Annotated in this window: 14 protein-coding genes and 2 tRNA genes; 8 read left to right on the top strand and 8 right to left on the bottom strand. The window is 62.4% G+C overall.

The genetic code is table 11. The features are described 5' to 3' along the window. Nucleotides 1–84 precede the first annotated feature (84 nt). The 3 genes from ACFT1A_RS16420 (at nt 85) to ACFT1A_RS16410 (ending at nt 4,593) form a co-directional block, all read left to right on the top strand. Nucleotides 85–759, top strand: coding sequence for a TetR/AcrR family transcriptional regulator (locus ACFT1A_RS16420; protein ID WP_378447846.1), 675 nt, complete (start codon nt 85–87; stop codon nt 757–759). 71 nt (nt 760–830) lie between these two features. Next, on the top strand, nt 831–3,053 hold the full coding sequence (locus tag ACFT1A_RS16415) for a glycoside hydrolase family 3 C-terminal domain-containing protein (RefSeq protein WP_378447845.1): 2,223 nt from the start codon (nt 831–833) through the stop codon (nt 3,051–3,053). 202 nt (nt 3,054–3,255) lie between these two features. Continuing rightward, nucleotides 3,256–4,593 carry an MFS transporter gene (locus ACFT1A_RS16410; RefSeq protein WP_230814005.1) on the top strand — a complete coding sequence of 446 codons (1,338 nt, stop codon included), beginning with the start codon at nt 3,256–3,258 and terminating at the stop codon, nt 4,591–4,593. An 84-nt stretch (nt 4,594–4,677) separates the two neighbouring features. Here the strand turns inward: ACFT1A_RS16410 and clpX are convergent, their stop codons facing one another. From clpX to ACFT1A_RS16385, 5 genes are all read right to left on the bottom strand, one after another. Further along, complete coding sequence (gene clpX / locus ACFT1A_RS16405; RefSeq protein ID WP_003944582.1) at nt 4,678–5,958, bottom strand: ATP-dependent Clp protease ATP-binding subunit ClpX; 1,281 nt, start codon at nt 5,956–5,958, stop codon at nt 4,678–4,680. 358 nt (nt 5,959–6,316) lie between these two features. After that, complete coding sequence (locus ACFT1A_RS16400) at nt 6,317–6,979, bottom strand: ATP-dependent Clp protease proteolytic subunit (RefSeq protein WP_003944539.1); 663 nt, start codon at nt 6,977–6,979, stop codon at nt 6,317–6,319. 48 nt (nt 6,980–7,027) lie between these two features. Next, nucleotides 7,028–7,615 (bottom strand): ATP-dependent Clp protease proteolytic subunit, encoded by a 588-nt coding sequence (locus ACFT1A_RS16395; RefSeq protein ID WP_007730960.1) that lies wholly within the window; start codon nt 7,613–7,615, stop codon nt 7,028–7,030. A 216-nt stretch (nt 7,616–7,831) separates the two neighbouring features. Next, the gene (gene tig, locus ACFT1A_RS16390) at nt 7,832–9,205 is read right to left on the bottom strand and encodes a trigger factor (protein ID WP_378447844.1); all 1,374 of its coding nucleotides are present in this window, start codon (nt 9,203–9,205) and stop codon (nt 7,832–7,834) included. Between the two features lie 166 nt (nt 9,206–9,371). Next, nucleotides 9,372–9,445, bottom strand: a tRNA-Pro gene (locus ACFT1A_RS16385). A 426-nt stretch (nt 9,446–9,871) separates the two neighbouring features. Between ACFT1A_RS16385 and ACFT1A_RS16380 the strand changes: the two genes are divergently transcribed. After that, a tRNA-Gly gene (locus ACFT1A_RS16380) sits at nt 9,872–9,945 on the top strand. Nucleotides 9,946–10,139: 194 nt separating this feature from the next. After that, nucleotides 10,140–10,910, top strand: coding sequence for a DUF1542 domain-containing protein (locus ACFT1A_RS16375; RefSeq protein WP_378448038.1), 771 nt, complete (start codon nt 10,140–10,142; stop codon nt 10,908–10,910). On the opposite strand, the gene ACFT1A_RS16370 is transcribed toward ACFT1A_RS16375, so the two are convergent. After that, on the bottom strand, nt 10,907–11,704 hold the full coding sequence (locus ACFT1A_RS16370; protein WP_378447843.1) for an Fpg/Nei family DNA glycosylase: 798 nt from the start codon (nt 11,702–11,704) through the stop codon (nt 10,907–10,909). The two genes, ACFT1A_RS16375 and ACFT1A_RS16370, sit on opposite strands and share 4 nt — an antisense overlap. A gap of 15 nt (nt 11,705–11,719) precedes the next feature. Continuing rightward, nucleotides 11,720–12,193 carry a ribose-5-phosphate isomerase gene (locus ACFT1A_RS16365; RefSeq protein ID WP_003944571.1) on the bottom strand — a complete coding sequence of 158 codons (474 nt, stop codon included), beginning with the start codon at nt 12,191–12,193 and terminating at the stop codon, nt 11,720–11,722. A 100-nt stretch (nt 12,194–12,293) separates the two neighbouring features. Between ACFT1A_RS16365 and ACFT1A_RS16360 the strand changes: the two genes are divergently transcribed. Further along, nucleotides 12,294–13,172, top strand: coding sequence for a M48 family metallopeptidase (locus tag ACFT1A_RS16360; protein ID WP_283304110.1), 879 nt, complete (start codon nt 12,294–12,296; stop codon nt 13,170–13,172). On the opposite strand, the gene ACFT1A_RS16355 is transcribed toward ACFT1A_RS16360, so the two are convergent. After that, nucleotides 13,160–13,783: a DsbA family protein gene (locus ACFT1A_RS16355; protein WP_003944541.1), complete on the bottom strand. Its 624-nt coding sequence runs from the start codon at nt 13,781–13,783 to the stop codon at nt 13,160–13,162. The genes ACFT1A_RS16360 and ACFT1A_RS16355 overlap by 13 nt on opposite strands. 166 nt (nt 13,784–13,949) lie before the next feature. On the opposite strand from ACFT1A_RS16355, the gene ACFT1A_RS16350 reads away from it, so the two are divergent. Together ACFT1A_RS16350 and pepN are read left to right on the top strand one after the other, a co-directional pair. Beyond that, nucleotides 13,950–15,185 (top strand): NAD(P)/FAD-dependent oxidoreductase, encoded by a 1,236-nt coding sequence (locus ACFT1A_RS16350; RefSeq protein ID WP_378447842.1) that lies wholly within the window; start codon nt 13,950–13,952, stop codon nt 15,183–15,185. A 65-nt stretch (nt 15,186–15,250) separates the two neighbouring features. Beyond that, complete coding sequence (gene pepN, locus ACFT1A_RS16345) at nt 15,251–17,830, top strand: aminopeptidase N (protein ID WP_378447841.1); 2,580 nt, start codon at nt 15,251–15,253, stop codon at nt 17,828–17,830. Nucleotides 17,831–17,846 lie beyond the last annotated feature (16 nt).

Here is a 17,846-nt window from a genome sequence, read left to right as displayed (position 1 = left end):
AGTGAGTTAGTTCACTGGACGTTACTCCCCCGACGCGAACTCGACAAGCAAAGTCGACAAACTCCTGACAGATAGAGTGAGCACATGGTTTCCGAGCAGTCAGTGAACTCCGTGGCGTCGAAGCCGGAGAAGCGACGCCGAAACAGTGATCTGACCAGGGTGAACATCATCGCCGTCGCCACCGAGGAGTTTGCCGACAAGGGCTTCGCCGGCGCCCGGGTGGACGAGATCGCAACCAAGACGCACACCACCAAGCGGATGATCTACTACTACTTCACCGACAAGGAAGGACTGTACAAATCAGTCCTCGAACACGCGTACAGCGTGATTCGAGCGCAGGAGCGCGAACTCGACCTCGAGGGATTGAACCCCACCGCAGCAGTGCGCGCCTTGGCCGAACTGACCTTCGACCACCACGAACAGCACCCGAACTTCATTCGGCTGGTGGCAAACGAGAACATGCTCCGCGGCGAGCACATCGAGAAATCCGAACTACTCAGCGGCCTCGGCGCACCCGCCGCCGACCTGGTCTCGCAGATCCTCCACGACGGGCAGCACGCAGGGGTATTCCGATCCGACGTCGATGCTCTCGATATTCACATGTTGATCAGCAGTTACTGCGTCTTCCGCATCGCCAACCGGTACACGTTCAAAGCGCTCTTCGACCGTGATCTGACCGACTCGACTCATCGCGAACATCTCCGAACGATGCTCGGCGACATGGTTGTTGCGTTCCTGACCTCACCGACGCCGTCCTGACCCACCCCGAAGTCCGAAAAATCCCCCTACGGTGGTGAGTGGAACTCACAGCTGCCACCGGGAGGAATGACGTGACCGAGAACTACGTAGACGGGCTTTCACTCGAGGAGAAGGCGTCGTTGACGTCCGGCTCGGACTTCTGGCACAGCCAGTCCGTTGCCGGAATCGAGTCGATATTGCTGACCGACGGTCCGCACGGAGTCCGGAAACAACCCGAGGGTGGCGACGCACTCGGACTCGGCCACAGCATTCCCGCGACGTGTTTTCCACCGGCAGTCGGGTTGGGCTCGTCGTGGAACCTCGACCTCATCCGCCAGGTCGGTGAGGCTCTGGGCGACGAAGCCAAAGCCGAACAGGTCTCGGTTCTCCTCGGTCCTGGTATCAACATCAAACGATCCCCGTTGTGCGGCCGGAATTTCGAGTACGTCTCCGAGGACCCATTCCTCTCCGGCCGCGTCGCGGCAGCGCTGATCACCGGCATCCAGTCTCGCGGCGTCGGAACCTCGCTCAAGCACTTCGCTGCCAACAACCAAGAGCACGACCGGATGAGAGTCAGCGCCGACGTCGACGAACGGACGCTGCGCGAGATCTATCTGGCCGGATTCGAGTACGCCGTCAAGACCGCGGCCCCGACGACGGTCATGTGCTCGTACAACAAGATCAACGGTGTGTACTCGAGCCAGAACCATTGGCTGCTCACCGAGGTGCTCCGCGAGCAGTGGGGCTTCGACGGCCTCGTCGTTTCGGACTGGGGAGCGGTCAACGATCGCGTGGCGGCACTCGCCGCCGGCCTCGATCTGGAAATGCCGCCGACCGGAACCGATACCCAGATCGTCGACGCCGTGCGCGGCGGAGACTTGGACGAATCCGTACTCAACACTGCAGCCGAACGCCTGTCGACGCTGGTGAAACGCACCGCCGGCGCGCGCACCGAAGGCCACACGTACGACGTCGCACGTCACCACGAGTTGGCTCGGACCGCGGCGGCGGAGTCCGCTGTTCTCCTTGCGAACGACGGCGAATTACTGCCGCTGACGCCCGGCGGGCAAACCGTCGCGGTGATCGGCGAATTCGCGTGCAGCCCGCCATATCAAGGTGCAGGCAGTTCACAGGTGGTTCCGACCCGGCTCGACAATGCCTTGGACGCGATCCTCGACCTCGAAGGCGCCGACCGCGTCACCTTCGCACCGGGCTTCACCTTCGACGGCACTCCGGACAGCGACATGGTCACCGAAGCTGTCGACGCTGCGCGCCGCGCTGACGTCGCCGTGCTCTTCCTCGGACTACCGTCCGCCGCCGAATCCGAGGGGTTCGACCGAACCGACATCGAGTTGCCCGCCGACCAGATTGCCCTGTTGGAAGCGGTGCACGGCGCGAACCCGAACACCGTCGTCGTGCTCTCCAACGGCGGCGTGATTTCGATCGAGCCTTGGAAGGATCATGCCGCCGCAATCCTCGAGGGTTGGCTACTCGGCCAGGCCGGCGGCTCTGCGATCGCCGATCTGCTGTTCGGCATCACCAATCCGTCCGGTCGACTCACGGAGACCATTCCGCTTCGGCTCCAAGACAATCCGTCGTTTCTGCATTTCCCCGGATCACAGCAGCACGTGCGATACGGCGAAGGACTGTACGTCGGGTACCGCTACTACGACTCCGCGCTGCGTGAGGTGGCGTACCCGTTCGGATTCGGGCTGAGCTACACCACCTTCGACATCACCGACACTGCTGTCGACGCCGGCGAGAGCTCTGCCGACGTGACCGTCACCGTGCGCAACAGCGGCGATCGAGCGGGCAGCACCGTCGTTCAGGTCTACGTTCACGACGCCTCGGAAGGCGTCGATCGTCCCGCGCAGGAATTGAAGGGATTTGCCAAGGTCCACCTCGACCCCGACGAATCTGCGACTGTGACTATCACGCTCGATACCAGGGCATTTGCCTACTGGTCCATATCGGCGCAGGACTGGGCAGTCGAGCCCGGCGACTACGAGATCCGCGTCGGCTTCTCGTCTCGGGACATCGCGACCACCGACACGATCACTCTGGCCGGAAACGTCGGCGTCGGCGCACTCGACGCCATGTCGACGATCGGTGAATGGCTCGCCCATCCCGTCGGCAGTGCCGTTCTCGGCGCCGCCATGTCTGCCGCGGCAGGCGAAGGCGCGCAGTCGGTCAGCCCCGAAATGATGGCGCTCGCCGGTTCGATGCCGCTCGGAAAGCTCGCCACCTTCGGCCTCGGAATCACCGAGGAACAGGTGGAGCAGTTGGTGGCGGCCGCAGCGCAGCCGGCCTCCTGACCCCCTGAACTGCAGTTTCGACGTGTTATGTGCCCGCCGGTAGATTTTTATGAACTATTTGGTTAATAATCTTGTGTAGTTGCTGTGGCGTCGGTTACATTCCTTGTATCGCTCTCCGCACAGACGTTCTCAATACGAACACCGTTACGAACACAGTCAGCGGATGTAGAGCCTCCACGACGCTTCCACCCAGGAGATGAGCATGTCAGCTAGCACGGTTACACCGTCCGGCCCCGAGGCGGGATCCTTGGCCAGGCCGGACACGACCAAGGTCAAGCGCGCCGCAACGTCGTCGTTTCTCGGCAGCATGCTCGAGTACTACGACTTCTACATCTACGCCTCCGCCGCCGCGCTCATCTTCCCCACGGTGTTCTTCCCGGACAGCGGACATGCGGCACTGCTTTCGCTCGCCACATTCGGTGTCGCGTACGTCGCGCGCCCCCTCGGCGCAGTGGTCCTCGGTCATTTCGGTGACCGCGTCGGCCGCAAGAAGATCATGCTGCTCACGCTCATTCTGATGGGTGCAGCCACCTTCCTCATCGGATGTATTCCCAGCGCCGATTCGATCGGAGTTTTTGCACCGATACTTCTGGTCCTGATGAGAATCGCTCAAGGAATCTCCGCCGCGGGCGAACAGAGCGGTGCCAGCTCGCTGACCCTCGAGCATGCCCCCGAAGGTCGACGCGCGTTCTTCTGCAGTTGGACCCTCAACGGCACCCAGGCCGGCTTCATCCTCGCCAGCCTCGTATTCCTGCCCATCGCTGCACTCCCCGACGACATTCTCTACACGTGGGGCTGGCGAATCCCGTTCTGGGGCAGCCTGATCGTTCTGGTGGCGGCATACATCATGCGTCTCAAGCTCGAAGAGCCCGAAGAGTTCACCGAGCAGCAGGAATCCAAGACCGTCGCCAAATTGCCTGTCGCCGATCTTCTTCGCACCCACAGCGCAAATCTGATTCGCGTGATCTGCTGTGCTTTCATCGCCGTCGTCTCGACCATCTTCTCCGTCTTCGGACTCGCCTTCGCCACCACCGAAGAAGTGGGGATTCCGAAATCGACCATGCTCTGGGTTGCCATCGCAGCCAACGCCGTGGCATTGCTCAGTCAGCCCGCCTGGGCGATGCTCTCCGACCGAATCGGTCGCAGGCCGCTGTTCATCGGCGGCGCCCTCGGTAGCGCCGTGTTCATCTACGTGTACTTCGGCGCAATCGCCAGCGGCAACGTTCCCCTGATCTTCCTCGCCGCAATCGGATTGATGTCCGTCTTCTACGCGGCCCCGAACGCCATCTGGCCGTCGTTCTACTCCGAGATGTTCAACACCAAGGTCCGCTACTCGGGCATCGCAATCGGAACCCAGGTCGGCTTCGCCCTCGCAGGCTTTGCCCCCGCCATCGGCAACGCCCTCATGGGCGGCGACAAGACACACTGGATGCCCGTCGCCATTCTGACTTCGGTGGCGTGCGTCATCTGCGCGATCTCGGCGTTCACCGCCAAGGAGACGTTCCGCACTCCCCTCAAGGAACTCGGCAACCCGATCTAGCCGAATACCCGACAGACATCCTGCACGAAAGGCTGTGGCCCGGCATCTCGCGAGAGATGCCGGGCCACAGTCGTTTCAGAGTTTCTACGCCGTCTTGTCGCGACGCTCGCCACGTTCCGGCTTACGCGGAACGATGGTCGGAAGTACGTTGTCGTTGACGGTCTCCGCGGTGACAACCACCTTTTCGACGTCGTCACGGCTGGGGATGTCGTACATCACCGGAAGAAGAACTTCTTCCATGATGGCGCGCAGGCCACGAGCACCGGTTCCACGCAAGATCGCCTGATCGGCGATCGCGTCGAGCGCCTCTTCGGTGAACTCGAGTTCGACGCCGTCCATGTCGAAGAGTCGACGGTACTGCTTGACGAGAGCGTTCTTCGGCTCCGACAAGATCTGAACGAGGGATTCCTTGTCGAGGTTGGTCACCGACGCGATCATCGGCAATCGGCCGATGAACTCGGGGATCAGACCGAACTTGATCAAATCCTCCGGCATGACCTCGGCAAAACGGTCGACCGTATCCAGTTCTGCCTTCGACCGAACCTCGGCGCCGAAACCGATACCGCGCTTGCCGACACGATCGGAGACGATCCGCTCGAGACCTGCGAAAGCGCCCGCGACGATGAACAGTACGTTCGTGGTGTCGATCTGGATGAATTCCTGGTGCGGGTGCTTACGACCACCCTGCGGCGGGACACTCGCCTGCGTACCTTCGAGGATCTTCAGCAGCGCCTGCTGAACACCTTCACCGGACACGTCACGCGTGATCGACGGGTTCTCACTCTTGCGCGCGATCTTGTCGACCTCGTCGATGTAGATGATTCCGGTCTCGGCGCGCTTGACGTCGTAGTCCGCGGCCTGAATCAGCTTGAGCAGAATGTTCTCGACGTCCTCACCGACATAGCCGGCCTCGGTCAACGCCGTCGCGTCGGCGATGGCGAACGGGACGTTGAGCATCTTTGCGAGAGTCTGAGCGAGGTACGTCTTGCCGCAGCCGGTGGGGCCGAGCATCAAGATGTTGGATTTTGCGAGCTCAACCGTCTCACCCCGCGCATCACGGCCTTTGTCGCCGGCCTGGATGCGCTTGTAGTGGTTGTAGACGGCCACGGCCAGTGTCCGCTTGGCGGAGTCCTGACCGATGACGTAGTTCTCGAGGAATTCTCGGATCTCCGCAGGCTTGGGAAGCTCGTCGAGCTTGACCTCGCTCGACTCGGCCAATTCCTCTTCGATGATCTCGTTGCAGAGGTCGATGCACTCGTCGCAGATGTACACCCCGGGTCCTGCAATGAGCTTTTTGACCTGCTTCTGACTCTTACCGCAGAAAGAGCACTTGAGCAGATCCCCGCCGTCGCCGATGCGTGCCATCTCGTGAGGTCCCTACTTTCCTTCATGTACGTGCGCTCGCCGCCACTCGATCGGTCGAGATGCTCCGCAGTACGTCGGTAGTTGTCAGATCAGAGTTGTCAGATCAGACAAACTGATCAACAAACTGATCGAACAAATCTGGTCGAACAATCGCAGAACGCCGGTCGAGAACCAGCCCGTGAAGTGACGGTACCCGCAGATCCCGAACGGGGTCGACCTGTTCTCGGCGTTTCGCCTGCGGATAAAAAAGAAAAGTGCCGAGATTTCGGCCTGGCAAGCCTTCCACCTGGCACTTCTCGACGTGTCCGCCTCGTGTCGGGAATCGGGATACAGATCCTCGACACGAGGCGGAAATCGACTACTTCTGTGCGCTGAGCTTCCGGTAAGCGAGCACGTCGTCGATGATCCCGTACTCCTTGGCCTGCTCGGCCGTGAGGATCTTGTCGCGATCGGTGTCGACGCGAATGGTCTCCGGATCCTTGCCCGTGTGCAGCGACAGCGTGCTCTCCATGAGTCGACGCATACGCTCGATCTCCGCAGCCTGGATCTCCAGATCGGAAACCTGACCCTGGATGCCGCCCGTGGCCGGCTGGTGGATCAGAATGCGCGAGTTGGGGAGCGCGAAGCGCTTGCCCGGCGTACCACCGGCGAGAAGCACGGCAGCTGCCGAAGCAGCCTGACCGAGGCAGACGGTGGAAATGTCGGCACGGACGTACTGCATCGTGTCGTAGATCGCCATCAGCGCGGTGAACGAACCACCGGGCGAGTTGATGTACATGGTGATGTCGCGGTCCGGATCCTGCGATTCGAGAACCAGCAACTGCGCCATGAGGTCATTGGCGGAGACGTCGTCGACCTGCGAGCCGAGGAAGATGATGCGCTCCTCGAACAGCTTGTTGTACGGGTCGGATGTCTTGACGCCGTAGCTGGTCTGCTCCGTGAACTGGGGCAGGATGTAGCGCGATTGGGGGCCTGACGGCGCCTGGCCGCCCAGCGAGTTAGCTCCGAAAAGATTGGTCATCAGTTCTCCAAAGTATGAATTGGGCAGCGAAAGGATGGACGAACCGGCTCAGTTGCCGGTGCCGCCGGCCTGATTCGCACGGGAGACGACGTGGTCGACGAAGCCGTACTCGAGAGCTTCCTTCGCCGTGAACCAACGGTCACGGTCGGAGTCCGCGGTGATCTGCTCGACCGTCTGACCGGTGTGCTGAGCGATCAGCTCGGCCATTTCGCGCTTGGTGTGCTTGAACTGCTCAGCCATGATCGCGATGTCGCTGGCGGAACCACCGATACCTGCGGACGGCTGGTGCATCATGATGCGGGCGTGAGGCAGTGCGTAACGCTTGCCCTTGGTGCCGGCCGAGAGGAGGAATTGACCCATCGACGCCGCAAGGCCCATGCCGAAGGTGGCGATGTCGCACTCGGCGAACTGCATGGTGTCGAAGATCGCCATACCGGCGGTCACGGATCCACCGGGCGAGTTGATGTAGAGCGAGATGTCTCGCGTCGGGTCCTCGGCCGAGAGCAGCAGGATCTGTGCGCACAGCTTGTTGGCGATGTCGTCGTCGACCTGGGTACCGAGGAAAATGATGCGCTCTCGCAGCAAGCGCTCGTACACCGAGTCGCTGAGGTTCAACCCAGCGGTCGCTGAAGTCATGGCGGGACTCTGCAAAGTCTCCAGGTGATTGGAAGTCACGGTACCTGCCTTCTATGTGGATCTACTTGTGCGGTGGATCGTCTATGCGAAACACTTCTACTGACACAGACAGTAACGAAGTAGGGCGGCACCGGAGTCCCGGTGCCGCCCTACTTCGCTCAAAGCGGAAAACTCAATGCAGTCGATCGTGGTGAAAACACCCGTCCGCCTGCGTTTTTACTTGTCTTCGCTCTCGGCGGAATCAGACGCATCCGCTTCGATTTCGTCTTCGCTGCTGCCGAACAGCTCTGCGGTGTCGACAACGGCACCGGAGGTGTCCTTGACACCGGCCGACTCGACGACGGACGCGAGCGCCTTGCCACGACGGACGTCTGCGAAGACGGCGCCGAGCTGGTTGGCCTGCTGGATCTGCTGGATGAACTGCTCCGGAGCCATGCCGTAACGCTGCGCCTGGAACAGGATGCGCTCGGTGAGCTCGTCCTGACCGACGGTGACGTTGCCCGCATCGGCGATCGAGTCGAGCAGGAGCTGCGTCTTGACGGAGCGCTCAGCGGCTTCCTGGGCATCCTTGTCGAACTCTTCGCGGCTGCTGCCCTGCTCTTCGAGGAGCTTGTTCAGTGCCTCTTCGTCGTGATCGAGACCGTGAACGGCGTCGTGCAGTGCAGCGTCGACCTCGGCCTTGACGACGGCCTCCGGCAACGGAACCTCGACGGTCTCGAGCAGCTGCTCGAGAACCTTGTCGCGGATCTGACCGGCCTGCTCGACCTTGCGGACGCGTGCGACGCGCTCACGGAGGTCTGCCTTCAGTTCTTCCAGGGTGTCGAACTCGCTGGCGAGCTGAGCGAACTCGTCGTCCTCAGCCGGAAGCTCGCGCTCCTTGACCGTCTGCACGGTCACGGTGACAACAGCTTCCTTGCCTGCGTGCTCGCCGGCGACCAGCGTCGACGTGAAGTCCTTGGACTCGCCGGCCTTGAGGCCGATGATGGCTTCGTCGAGGCCCTCGATGAGCTGGCCCGATCCGACCTCGTGCGACAGTCCGCTCGCGGTTGCCTCGGCAACGTTCTCTCCGTCAACGGTGGCCGACAGATCGATGGAGACGAAGTCGCCGTCCTCGACTGCGCGGTCGACGCCGGTGAGGGTGCCGAAACGCTGACGCAGCGAAAGCAACTGCTCTTCGATGGCTTCGTCGGTGATCTCGATCGGATCGACCTCGACGTTGATGGAGCTGAAGTCAGGGAGCTCGATCTCGGGGCGCACGTCGACCTCGGCGGTGAACTCGAGGAGCTCGCCGTCTTCGATCTTGGTGACCTCGATCTCGGGCTGGCCGATGGCCTTCACGCCGGCGCTGGTGACAGCCTCGGAGTAACGCGACGGCAGAGCGTCGTTGACGACCTGCTCGAGCACAGCGCCGCGACCGACACGTGCTTCGAGGAGGCGGGCCGGAGCCTTGCCGGGACGGAAGCCGGGGAGACGAATCTGCTGCGCGAGGGCCTTGTAGGCCTTGTCGAAATCAGACTTGAGTTCCGCGAAGGGCACCTCAACGTTGATACGGACTCGCGTCGGGCTGAGCTGCTCGACGGTGCTCTTCACGAAACTTCGCTCCTTCGTCTGGTCTTGCTCACAACTTGTGTTGAATCGGTACTGCTGGGTTTTCGGTACTACTCGGTGTTCGGTAGTGCTCGGTGTTCGGTACTGCTGTCTGGCGCGGCACTTCATTCCCGTAAGAGCTGGAGGTGAAGTGCCATGTACGTACTTGTCGGGATGACAGGATTTGAACCTGCGACCCTCCGCTCCCAAAGCGGATGCGCTACCAAGCTGCGCTACATCCCGTTTCCGATCACATGAAACACCGAACACATGAAACACACGATACGGCCATCTGAGGCCACAAAGACAGCGGGCCACAAAGGCAGCCACCATCGGTGACCGCGCACAACCCTATCGCGCTCACTACTCTCTCACGAACCCGACCGTCATTTGTACACGGCCCGCCTGTCCGACCCCGTCAGTATGGCAGCCGCCCCGCGGCCCCGCTGATGCCGTTGCCTGACAGTCCTTGACTGACCGATCACGACCCCCGGACTGGAAGCTGCGCCGCCGGTAAGAAGCCCCGACTCGCCGAGCAATTCGGCAATTCCCCAGGTGAACGACGGTATCGAACTTCCCCGACCCCCCGATTATGAAATCCGGTGGAGCATTGGGTACAGTTTCGTATCGCAGACGACGAACACGGCGATCCCGAGTTGTCGTATGCACGGGGATGTAGCTCAATGGTAGAGCCTCAGTCTTCCAAACTGATCACGCGGGTTCGATTCCCGTCATCCCCTCCATCAGGAGGGAAACTCCACAAAAATCCGCATCGGCCTGGCCGGTGCGGATTTTTCTGCGTTCGAGCTCTGTGCACCCAGACCACTCCCCTGGGGTCCGTATCCTGGAGTTGTCCGGATCGATTCTGCTCGGGAGGCCACTCGTGACCACGATTCTTCTCATACTCGTCGTTCTGGCCGTAGTCGTATTTCTGGTCATGAAAAGCCAGCAACGCGGTTCCGGCCACAGCGCAACACAACTCGACGACGCGAAAGCCGATGCCCGGCAGGCGATCGAACGCCTCGGCGGTCAGGTCTACAACCTGACCGGCAGTGACGACGCCTCGCGCCAAGCCCTCGCCGACGCAGGCGAACGGTACAACGCCGCAGGCTCGCAGATCGACCAGGCCGCAACGCCGGTTCAGGCTCGTCTCGCGAAACAGACTGCCCTGGAAGGGCTTTACTACATCCGCGCGGCACGGGTGGCGATGGGCATGGATCCGGGACCGGAAGTTCCCTCCATCGACGGACAGAAGGCTGCGGGTTCTGTCACCGAAGACCGTGAGGTCGAATTCGAGGGCCGCAAGGTCGCCGCATCACCCAATCCGTCTTCGCACACACCCAACTACTACCCCGGTGGACGAGTCGCAGGTCGCCCGGTCCCGGCCGGCTGGTACTCCGAGCCTTGGTGGAAGCCTGCCCTCGTCGCCGGCGCCTGGGGTCTGGGTTCGATGATGCTGTTCTCGACCATGTTCTCCGGAATGGCCGGGGTTCCTTACGGCGCAGAAGCTTTCGCCCAGGGTGGCGATCCCGGCGCCGATACGGGAGCCGGCGACTCCGGCGATCAGGGCATGGACGCCGGTGATTCCGGTGCGGACCAAGGAAGTATGGACAACACGGATTACACCGCAGACGGCGGCTACGACGGTGGGGGCAGCGACTTCGGGGACTTCGGTGGTGGTGGGGACTTCGGCGGCTTCGACTTCTAAGCCGACTGACACACCGGGCACCAGAACAGGTTTCGTGCCTTCATGACGGAATGCAGGATCGGTGTGCCGCACACGCGGCACGGCGATCCTGCTCTTCTGTAGACGTAGGTCCGCGGACGATCTTTTGCGTACGCCGGATCGCCGTTGTCGTGCTCGGCGCGAACGACGTGCATCTTCCCGCGTCTGACACCGACTTTCATCAATTCGACAAGGTCTGCCCACATGGCAGTCCACTCGTCGTGAGAGACGAGATTTCCTTCTCGTTCGGGGTTGATTCCGTGGCGAAAGAGAAGCTCGGCGCGATAAACGTTGCCGACACCTGCGAGGACCGCCTGGTCCATCAGCAGGGCGCCGATTGCCGTCTTGGACTTCGAGATTCGCATCCAGGCCTTCTGCGGATCCGCGTCGCGGCGCAGTGGGTCCGGCCCGAGCCGGGCTTCTATCGCGGCGACCTGAGGCGGTAGCAAGACTTCGCAGGCGGTGGGACCACGAAGGTCGGTGCCGAAATCGGCACCGACCATTCGCATCCGGACCTGGCCTACCGGTTCTTCCATCGGCAGGGTGGCGTCGGTGAACTTTCCGTACAACCCGAGGTGCACGTGAACTGTCAATCCGTTGTCGTACGTGTGCCAGAGGTGCTTTCCCCAGGCATCCGATGACGTGAGTACGTGTCCGTCCACCAGGCGCGCGTCCTCGGCGAATCTGCCTTGCGGACTGAGGACGCGGACCGGTGAACCGACGAACTTGCGGGCATGCAACCGTGCCAGCCGGTGCAGGGTATGACCTTCAGGCACGGAACAACTTTCGGATCAGGCTTGCGGCAGAGCCGGTGCGACGCCGGTCTTCTCGTACTCGGACAGGATGTCGATACGACGCTGGTGGCGCTCTTCACCCGACCATGCGGTGGCGAGGAAAGCGTCGACGATGGCAAGCGACTCCTCGAGCGAATGCATACGTCCGCCGATGCCGATCAGCTGAGCGTTGTTGTGCTCGCGGGCCAGCTTCGCCGTTTCGACGCTCCAGGCGAGGGCGCACCGTGCGCCGGGAACCTTGTTCGCTGCGATCTGCTCGCCGTTGCCACTGCCACCGAGGACGATTCCCAGGCTGCCCTCGTCGGCGACGACGCGCTTTGCGGCTTCGATGCAGAAAGCCGGGTAGTCGTCCACGGCGTCGTACTCGTGAGCACCACAGTCGATGGCCTCGTGGCCGTTCGCTTTCAGGTGTTCGATGATCTCGTTCTTACGTTCGAATCCGGCATGGTCGGCACCCAGGTATACGCGCATGGCGACAATTCTCTCAGGCCCGACCAGCCGGGCGCACCCGGGTCGACGTCACACTTTCAGGAGCGCGCATCGCCGTGCGAGCGCACCTATCGTGGTGCCCATGTACCCCGCCAACGCTCAGGCCGCTGCACCCGCCGTTCGCGTGTCACCGGGCAGTGACGCGGTTCGCCACCCGTGGGAAATCCCGCTACTCGTGCTCGCGGTTCTGACGACAGTCGTCACCTATGTGGTGGCGATCGTTCTGATCGCTGCGGGCGATCTGTCGACGTGGATCCTCGTGGTGCTCGCGGCTCCGATCTTGCTGTTCCTCGCGCGAGGTCAGCTGTACGGGTCGCAGCAGGTCAACGGAATCAAGATGACACCTTCGCAATTTCCGGAGGGGTATCAGCTGGTTGCCGAGGCTGCCGCACGGTTCGGCATGAAAACTCCGCCGGATGCCTACGTCGTGCTGGGGAACGGACGGATCAACGCATTTGCGTCGGGGCACGGATTTCGCCGGTTTGTCGTCGTCTACAGCGACCTGTTCGAAGTCGGTGGGCAGGCACGCCAGCCCGACGCGCTCGCGTTCATCATCGGCCACGAGGTCGGTCACATCGCTGCCGGACATGCGTCGTACTGGCGTCAGTGGGGACAGTTCGCGTCGAACTACATTCCGGTGATCGGGTCTTCGCTGTCGCGTTCCATGGAGTACACGGCGGACAACTTCGGTTTTCACATGCGCCCACAGGGCGCTCCGGGCGCGATGGGCGTCCTCGGCGCGGGCAAGTATCTGGTCGGCCTGGTCGGGTTCGACGAACTCGCCGATCGCGCGACACTCGAATCCGGGTTCTTTCCGTGGTTCGTCAACATCTTGTCGTCGCACCCGGTGCTGACCTGGCGTGCGGCCGCGCTTCGCAACCGCACGCACTCAGGTCATCTGTTCTTCCGACCCGGTCAGCTCTACCGAAATCCGGCGCTCACTGCTGCTCAGTCGAACTGAGGATCCTCGTTGCGGGTCCGCTTGAGCTCGAAGAAGTGCGGGTAGCCGGCCAGCGCGACTGCGCCGTCCCACACCTTGCCTGCGTCCTCGCCGCGCGGGATGCGCGAAAGCACGGGGCCGAAGAACGCCACACCGTTGACATGAATCGTCGGGGTTCCGACGTCGGGTCCGACGGCGTCCATGCCCTTGTGGTGGCTCTCGCGCAGAGCCTCGTCGTACTTGTCGGTGTCGGCGGCCTCGGCCAGTTCAGGTGGCAGGCCGACCTCGGCGAGGGACGACTTGATGACGTCGGCGAAGTCCTTGTTTCCCTCGTTGTGAATCTTCGTACCCATCGCCGTGTACAGCGGCAGAAGGATCTCGTCACCCTTCAGCTGCGCTGCAGCGATAGCGACGCGGACCGGTCCCCAGGCCTTGGTCATCATCTCGCGGTACTCGTCTGGCAGGTCGCGACCCTCGTTGAGAACCGCAAGGCTCATCACGTGGAACTTGGCCTCGATGTCGCGTACCTGCTGGGCCTCGAGAATCCAGCGCGAGGTGATCCAGCACCACGGGCAGAGCGGGTCGAACCAGAAGTCAGCAGTGTCCGTGGTCTTGCTCGAGGTTGCGCTCACGAAGAAACTCCCTATCAGTTCATGTCGGTCAGGTCATATCAGTTCGGGGACATACTCCCGTCCTGCCAACAATCATGAACCCGCAATCCTTCCCGCGCTTTCCCCCGAACCACCTTCCGATCGCAGTAGTGTCGAAAAGAAACGAGTGCGAAGGAGTGGTTCAGTAATGAGCACCAACCGGAGATTCGTGATCGTCGGCGGCGGGCTCGCGGGCGCAAAGATCGCAGAAGCCCTGCGTGACAGAGATTTCGACGGTGAAATCACCGTCTTGAGCGAAGAAGACCACCTTCCGTACGAGCGGCCGCCGCTGTCGAAAGAGTTCTTCGCGGGAAAGAAAACACTCCCCGAATTCACTGTCCACGACGGCGAGTGGTTCCGCGACCACCGCGTCGATCTACGACCGGGAACCACGGCAACGGCGATCGACACCGCTGCGCACACCGTCTCACTTCCGGACGGTTCCACGATCAGCTACGACAAGCTCGCCTTGGCCACCGGTTCACGTTCGCGGCGCCTCGACATCCCGGGGTCCGACGCCGAGGGCGTTCACTACGTGCGAACAGTCGATCAAGCCGCTGCGCTGCTGCGCACCCTGTCCGCCGACAAGAAACTCGTCGTGATCGGTGCGGGCTGGATCGGTCTCGAAATCGCCGCGTCGGCTCGCGGTTTCGACGTCGACGTCACCGTGCTCGAACATGCCGGCCTCCCGCTCGAATCGACGCTCGGCCCGGAAATGGGTGAGGTCTTCGCCGCCTTGCACCGCCAGAACGGCGTCGACTTGCGCACCGGCACGGACGTCAGCGCAATCTCCGTCGACGGCGAACGCGCCTCGGGTGTCACCTTGAGCGATGGAACCGTGATTCCCGCCGACGCCGTGTTGATCGCTGTCGGCGCATTGCCCAACACCGAGTTGGCCTCGGAGGCGGGGATCGACGTCGACGACGGAGTTCTCGTCGACGCCGGTCTGCAGAGCAGCGACGCCGACGTCGTCGCGGTGGGAGACATCGCGGCCGCACAGCATCCGATTCTGAATGCACGAATTCGGGTGGAGCACTGGGCAAACGCGCTCAACCAACCCGAGACGGCCGCAGACACCATGTTGGGGCGGCCCGCCGAGTACGTGCGCATGCCGTATTTCTTCACCGATCAGTACGACCTCGGTATGGAATACGTGGGTCACGCACCGCATGGCGCGTATGCCCGTGTGGTCACTCGCGGTGACGTGGACAAGCGCGAGTTCCTGGCGTTCTGGCTCGATTCCGCGAACAAGGTACTCGCCGGCATGAACGTGAACATCTGGGATGCCGGTGACGCCATCAAGGAACTGGTCGCATCTTCGCGCCCCGTCGATCCGGATCGGTTGGCCGATCCGCAGATTCCGCTGGCAGAAGTGTCCGCTTGAGTAAAGCTCTTCTCTTCGTGATGGGATGGACGTAATAGATCCGCACCATCAACGAGGAGATCTTTGTGGTCGCACCGAACCTGACACGCGAAACCGCAGCGCAACGGTCAGCAATCCTGACCGTCGAGAACTACCTGATCGAACTCGATCTCACCAACGGCAACGACGCACCCGGCGAAGAGACGTTCGCTTCGAAGACCACCGTCACGTTCACGGCTACGGCCGGGGCAAGCAGCTTCATCGACATCGTCGCTGCCCGAGTCCATTCCGCAGTCCTCAACGGAACGGCACTCGACGTCTCCGGTTACGACGAGTCGACGGGCATCAGCCTGCCCGACCTCGCTGCCGACAACGAGTTGGTCATCGAGGCCGATTGCATCTACTCCCACACCGGCGAGGGACTGCACCGATTCGTCGACCCGACCGATGACGCCGTCTACCTCTATTCACAGTTCGAGACGGCTGACGCCAAGCGCATGTTCGCGTGCTTCGATCAGCCTGATCTGAAGGCGACGTTCGACGTCCGCGTCACCGCTCCCACGTCGTGGAAAGTCATCTCCAACTCCGCGGTCGTCGAGACCCTCGCCGCCGATCCCGGCAAGCACGTCTTCCGGACCACCCCGAAGATGAGCACGTACCTGGTGGCGCTCATCGCCGGTCCCTACGCCCACTGGACCGACAACTACTCCGACGATCACGGCGACATTCCACTCGGAATCTTCTGCCGCGCTTCGCTGGCCGAGTTCATGGACGAAGAGCGGCTCTTCACCGAGACCAAGCAGGGATTCGACTTCTACCACCGCAACTTCGGTGTTCCCTATGCCTTCGGCAAGTACGACCAGCTCTTCGTCCCCGAATTCAACGCGGGCGCGATGGAGAATGCCGGCGCCGTTACCTTCCTCGAGGACTACGTCTTCCGCTCCAAGGTGACCCGCTACTCGTACGAGCGTCGCGCCGAAACCGTGCTGCACGAAATGGCGCACATGTGGTTCGGCGACCTCGTCACGATGGCGTGGTGGGACGACCTGTGGCTCAACGAGTCGTTCGCAACGTTCGCTTCGGTCCTGTGCCAGACCGAGGCCACGGAGTACACGAACGCGTGGACGACGTTCGCCAACGTCGAGAAGTCGTGGGCCTACCGCCAGGACCAGTTGCCGTCGACGCACCCGATTGCCGCGGACATTCCGGACCTGGCCGCCGTCGAGGTCAACTTCGACGGCATCACCTACGCCAAGGGCGCCAGCGTCCTCAAACAGTTGGTCGCCTACGTCGGGCTCGAGCCGTTCCTCGCCGGACTGCGGGAGTACTTCCGTGAACACGCATTCGGAAACGCAACCTTCGACGATCTACTGGGTTCACTCGAAAAGTCCTCGGGCCGTGATCTTTCCGACTGGGGTCGGCAGTGGCTCAAGACCACCGGCCTGAACATCCTGCGACCCGACTTCGACGTCGACGCGGACGGAAAGTTCACCCGCTTCGCCGTCCTGCAGGACGGTGCTGCCCCCGGCGCCGGTGAGCGTCGAATCCACCGGATCGCCATCGGAATCTACGACGACGTCGACGGCAAGTTGGTGCGCACCCATCGCGTCGAACTCGACCTCGATGCTGCGGAAAGCACGGTTGTTCCCGAACTTGTCGGCGTTGCCCGCGGTGCGCTCGTGTTGGTCAACGACGACGATCTGACGTACGGCTCCGTGCGACTCGATCCCGAATCGTTGGCGACGGCGATCGAGCGGGTCGGCGACATCACCGACTCACTCCCCCGCACCCTGGTCTGGTCGGCGGCGTGGGAAATGACCCGCCAAGCCGAACTGAAGGCACGCGACTTCGTCGCACTGGTCGGACGCGGAATCAGTTCGGAGACCGAAGTCGGTGTGGTGCAACGCCTCTTGCTCCAAGCCCAAACCGCCATCGGTTCCTATGCCGATCCCGACTGGGCCGAGGCCGAAGGCTGGACTAGCTTCGCCAATCGGTTGCTCGAACTCGCACGTGAGGCAGAGGCCGGGTCCGACCACCAGCTGGCATTCGTCAACGCACTCACCGGTGCTGCGCTCTCGCCGTGGCACACGGAGGTTTTGCGCGAATTGCTCGACGCCGATCCGTCCACCGTCGGGCTCGACGGCCTGATCGTCGACACCGACCTGCGCTGGCGCATCGTCGGGGCACTCGCAGCTGCCGGCGAAATCGACGCCGAAGGAACCGCAACGCCGTTCATCGACGCCGAAGCCCAGCGCGACCCGACCGCTGCCGGCGCTCGTCAAGCCGCGGCCGCCGCGGCCGGACGTCCGCAGGCCGCTGTCAAGGAAGAGGTCTGGGCGAAGGTCGTCGGCGACGACTCGGTGCCGAACATCACCGCACGATCGATCATCGGCGGGTTCGCTCGCGAGGGCCAGGACGAACTGCTCGAGCCCTTCGTCTCCCGCTACTTCGGCGACATCGCGGCGGTGTGGGAACGACGCTCGAGCGAGGTGGCACAGACGGTTGTCATCGGGCTCTACCCGGCGTGGTCGATCTCCGAAGAATCCGTCGCGGCAGCAGACCGATTCCTCGAAGGCGACATCCCTCCCGCATTGCGCCGTCTGGTCGTCGAAGGCCAGGCCGGTGTGGTTCGTTCACTCGCAGCACGAAAGTTCGACGCGAGCTGACATGCGAAAGGCCGGC

The sequence above is a fragment of the Rhodococcus sp. NPDC057135 genome, assembly GCF_042670865.1.
GTDB lineage: Bacteria > Actinomycetota > Actinomycetes > Mycobacteriales > Mycobacteriaceae > Rhodococcus_F.
Note: the sequence above shows the minus strand (reverse complement) of the source record. Positions and strands in the feature narration are given on the sequence as shown.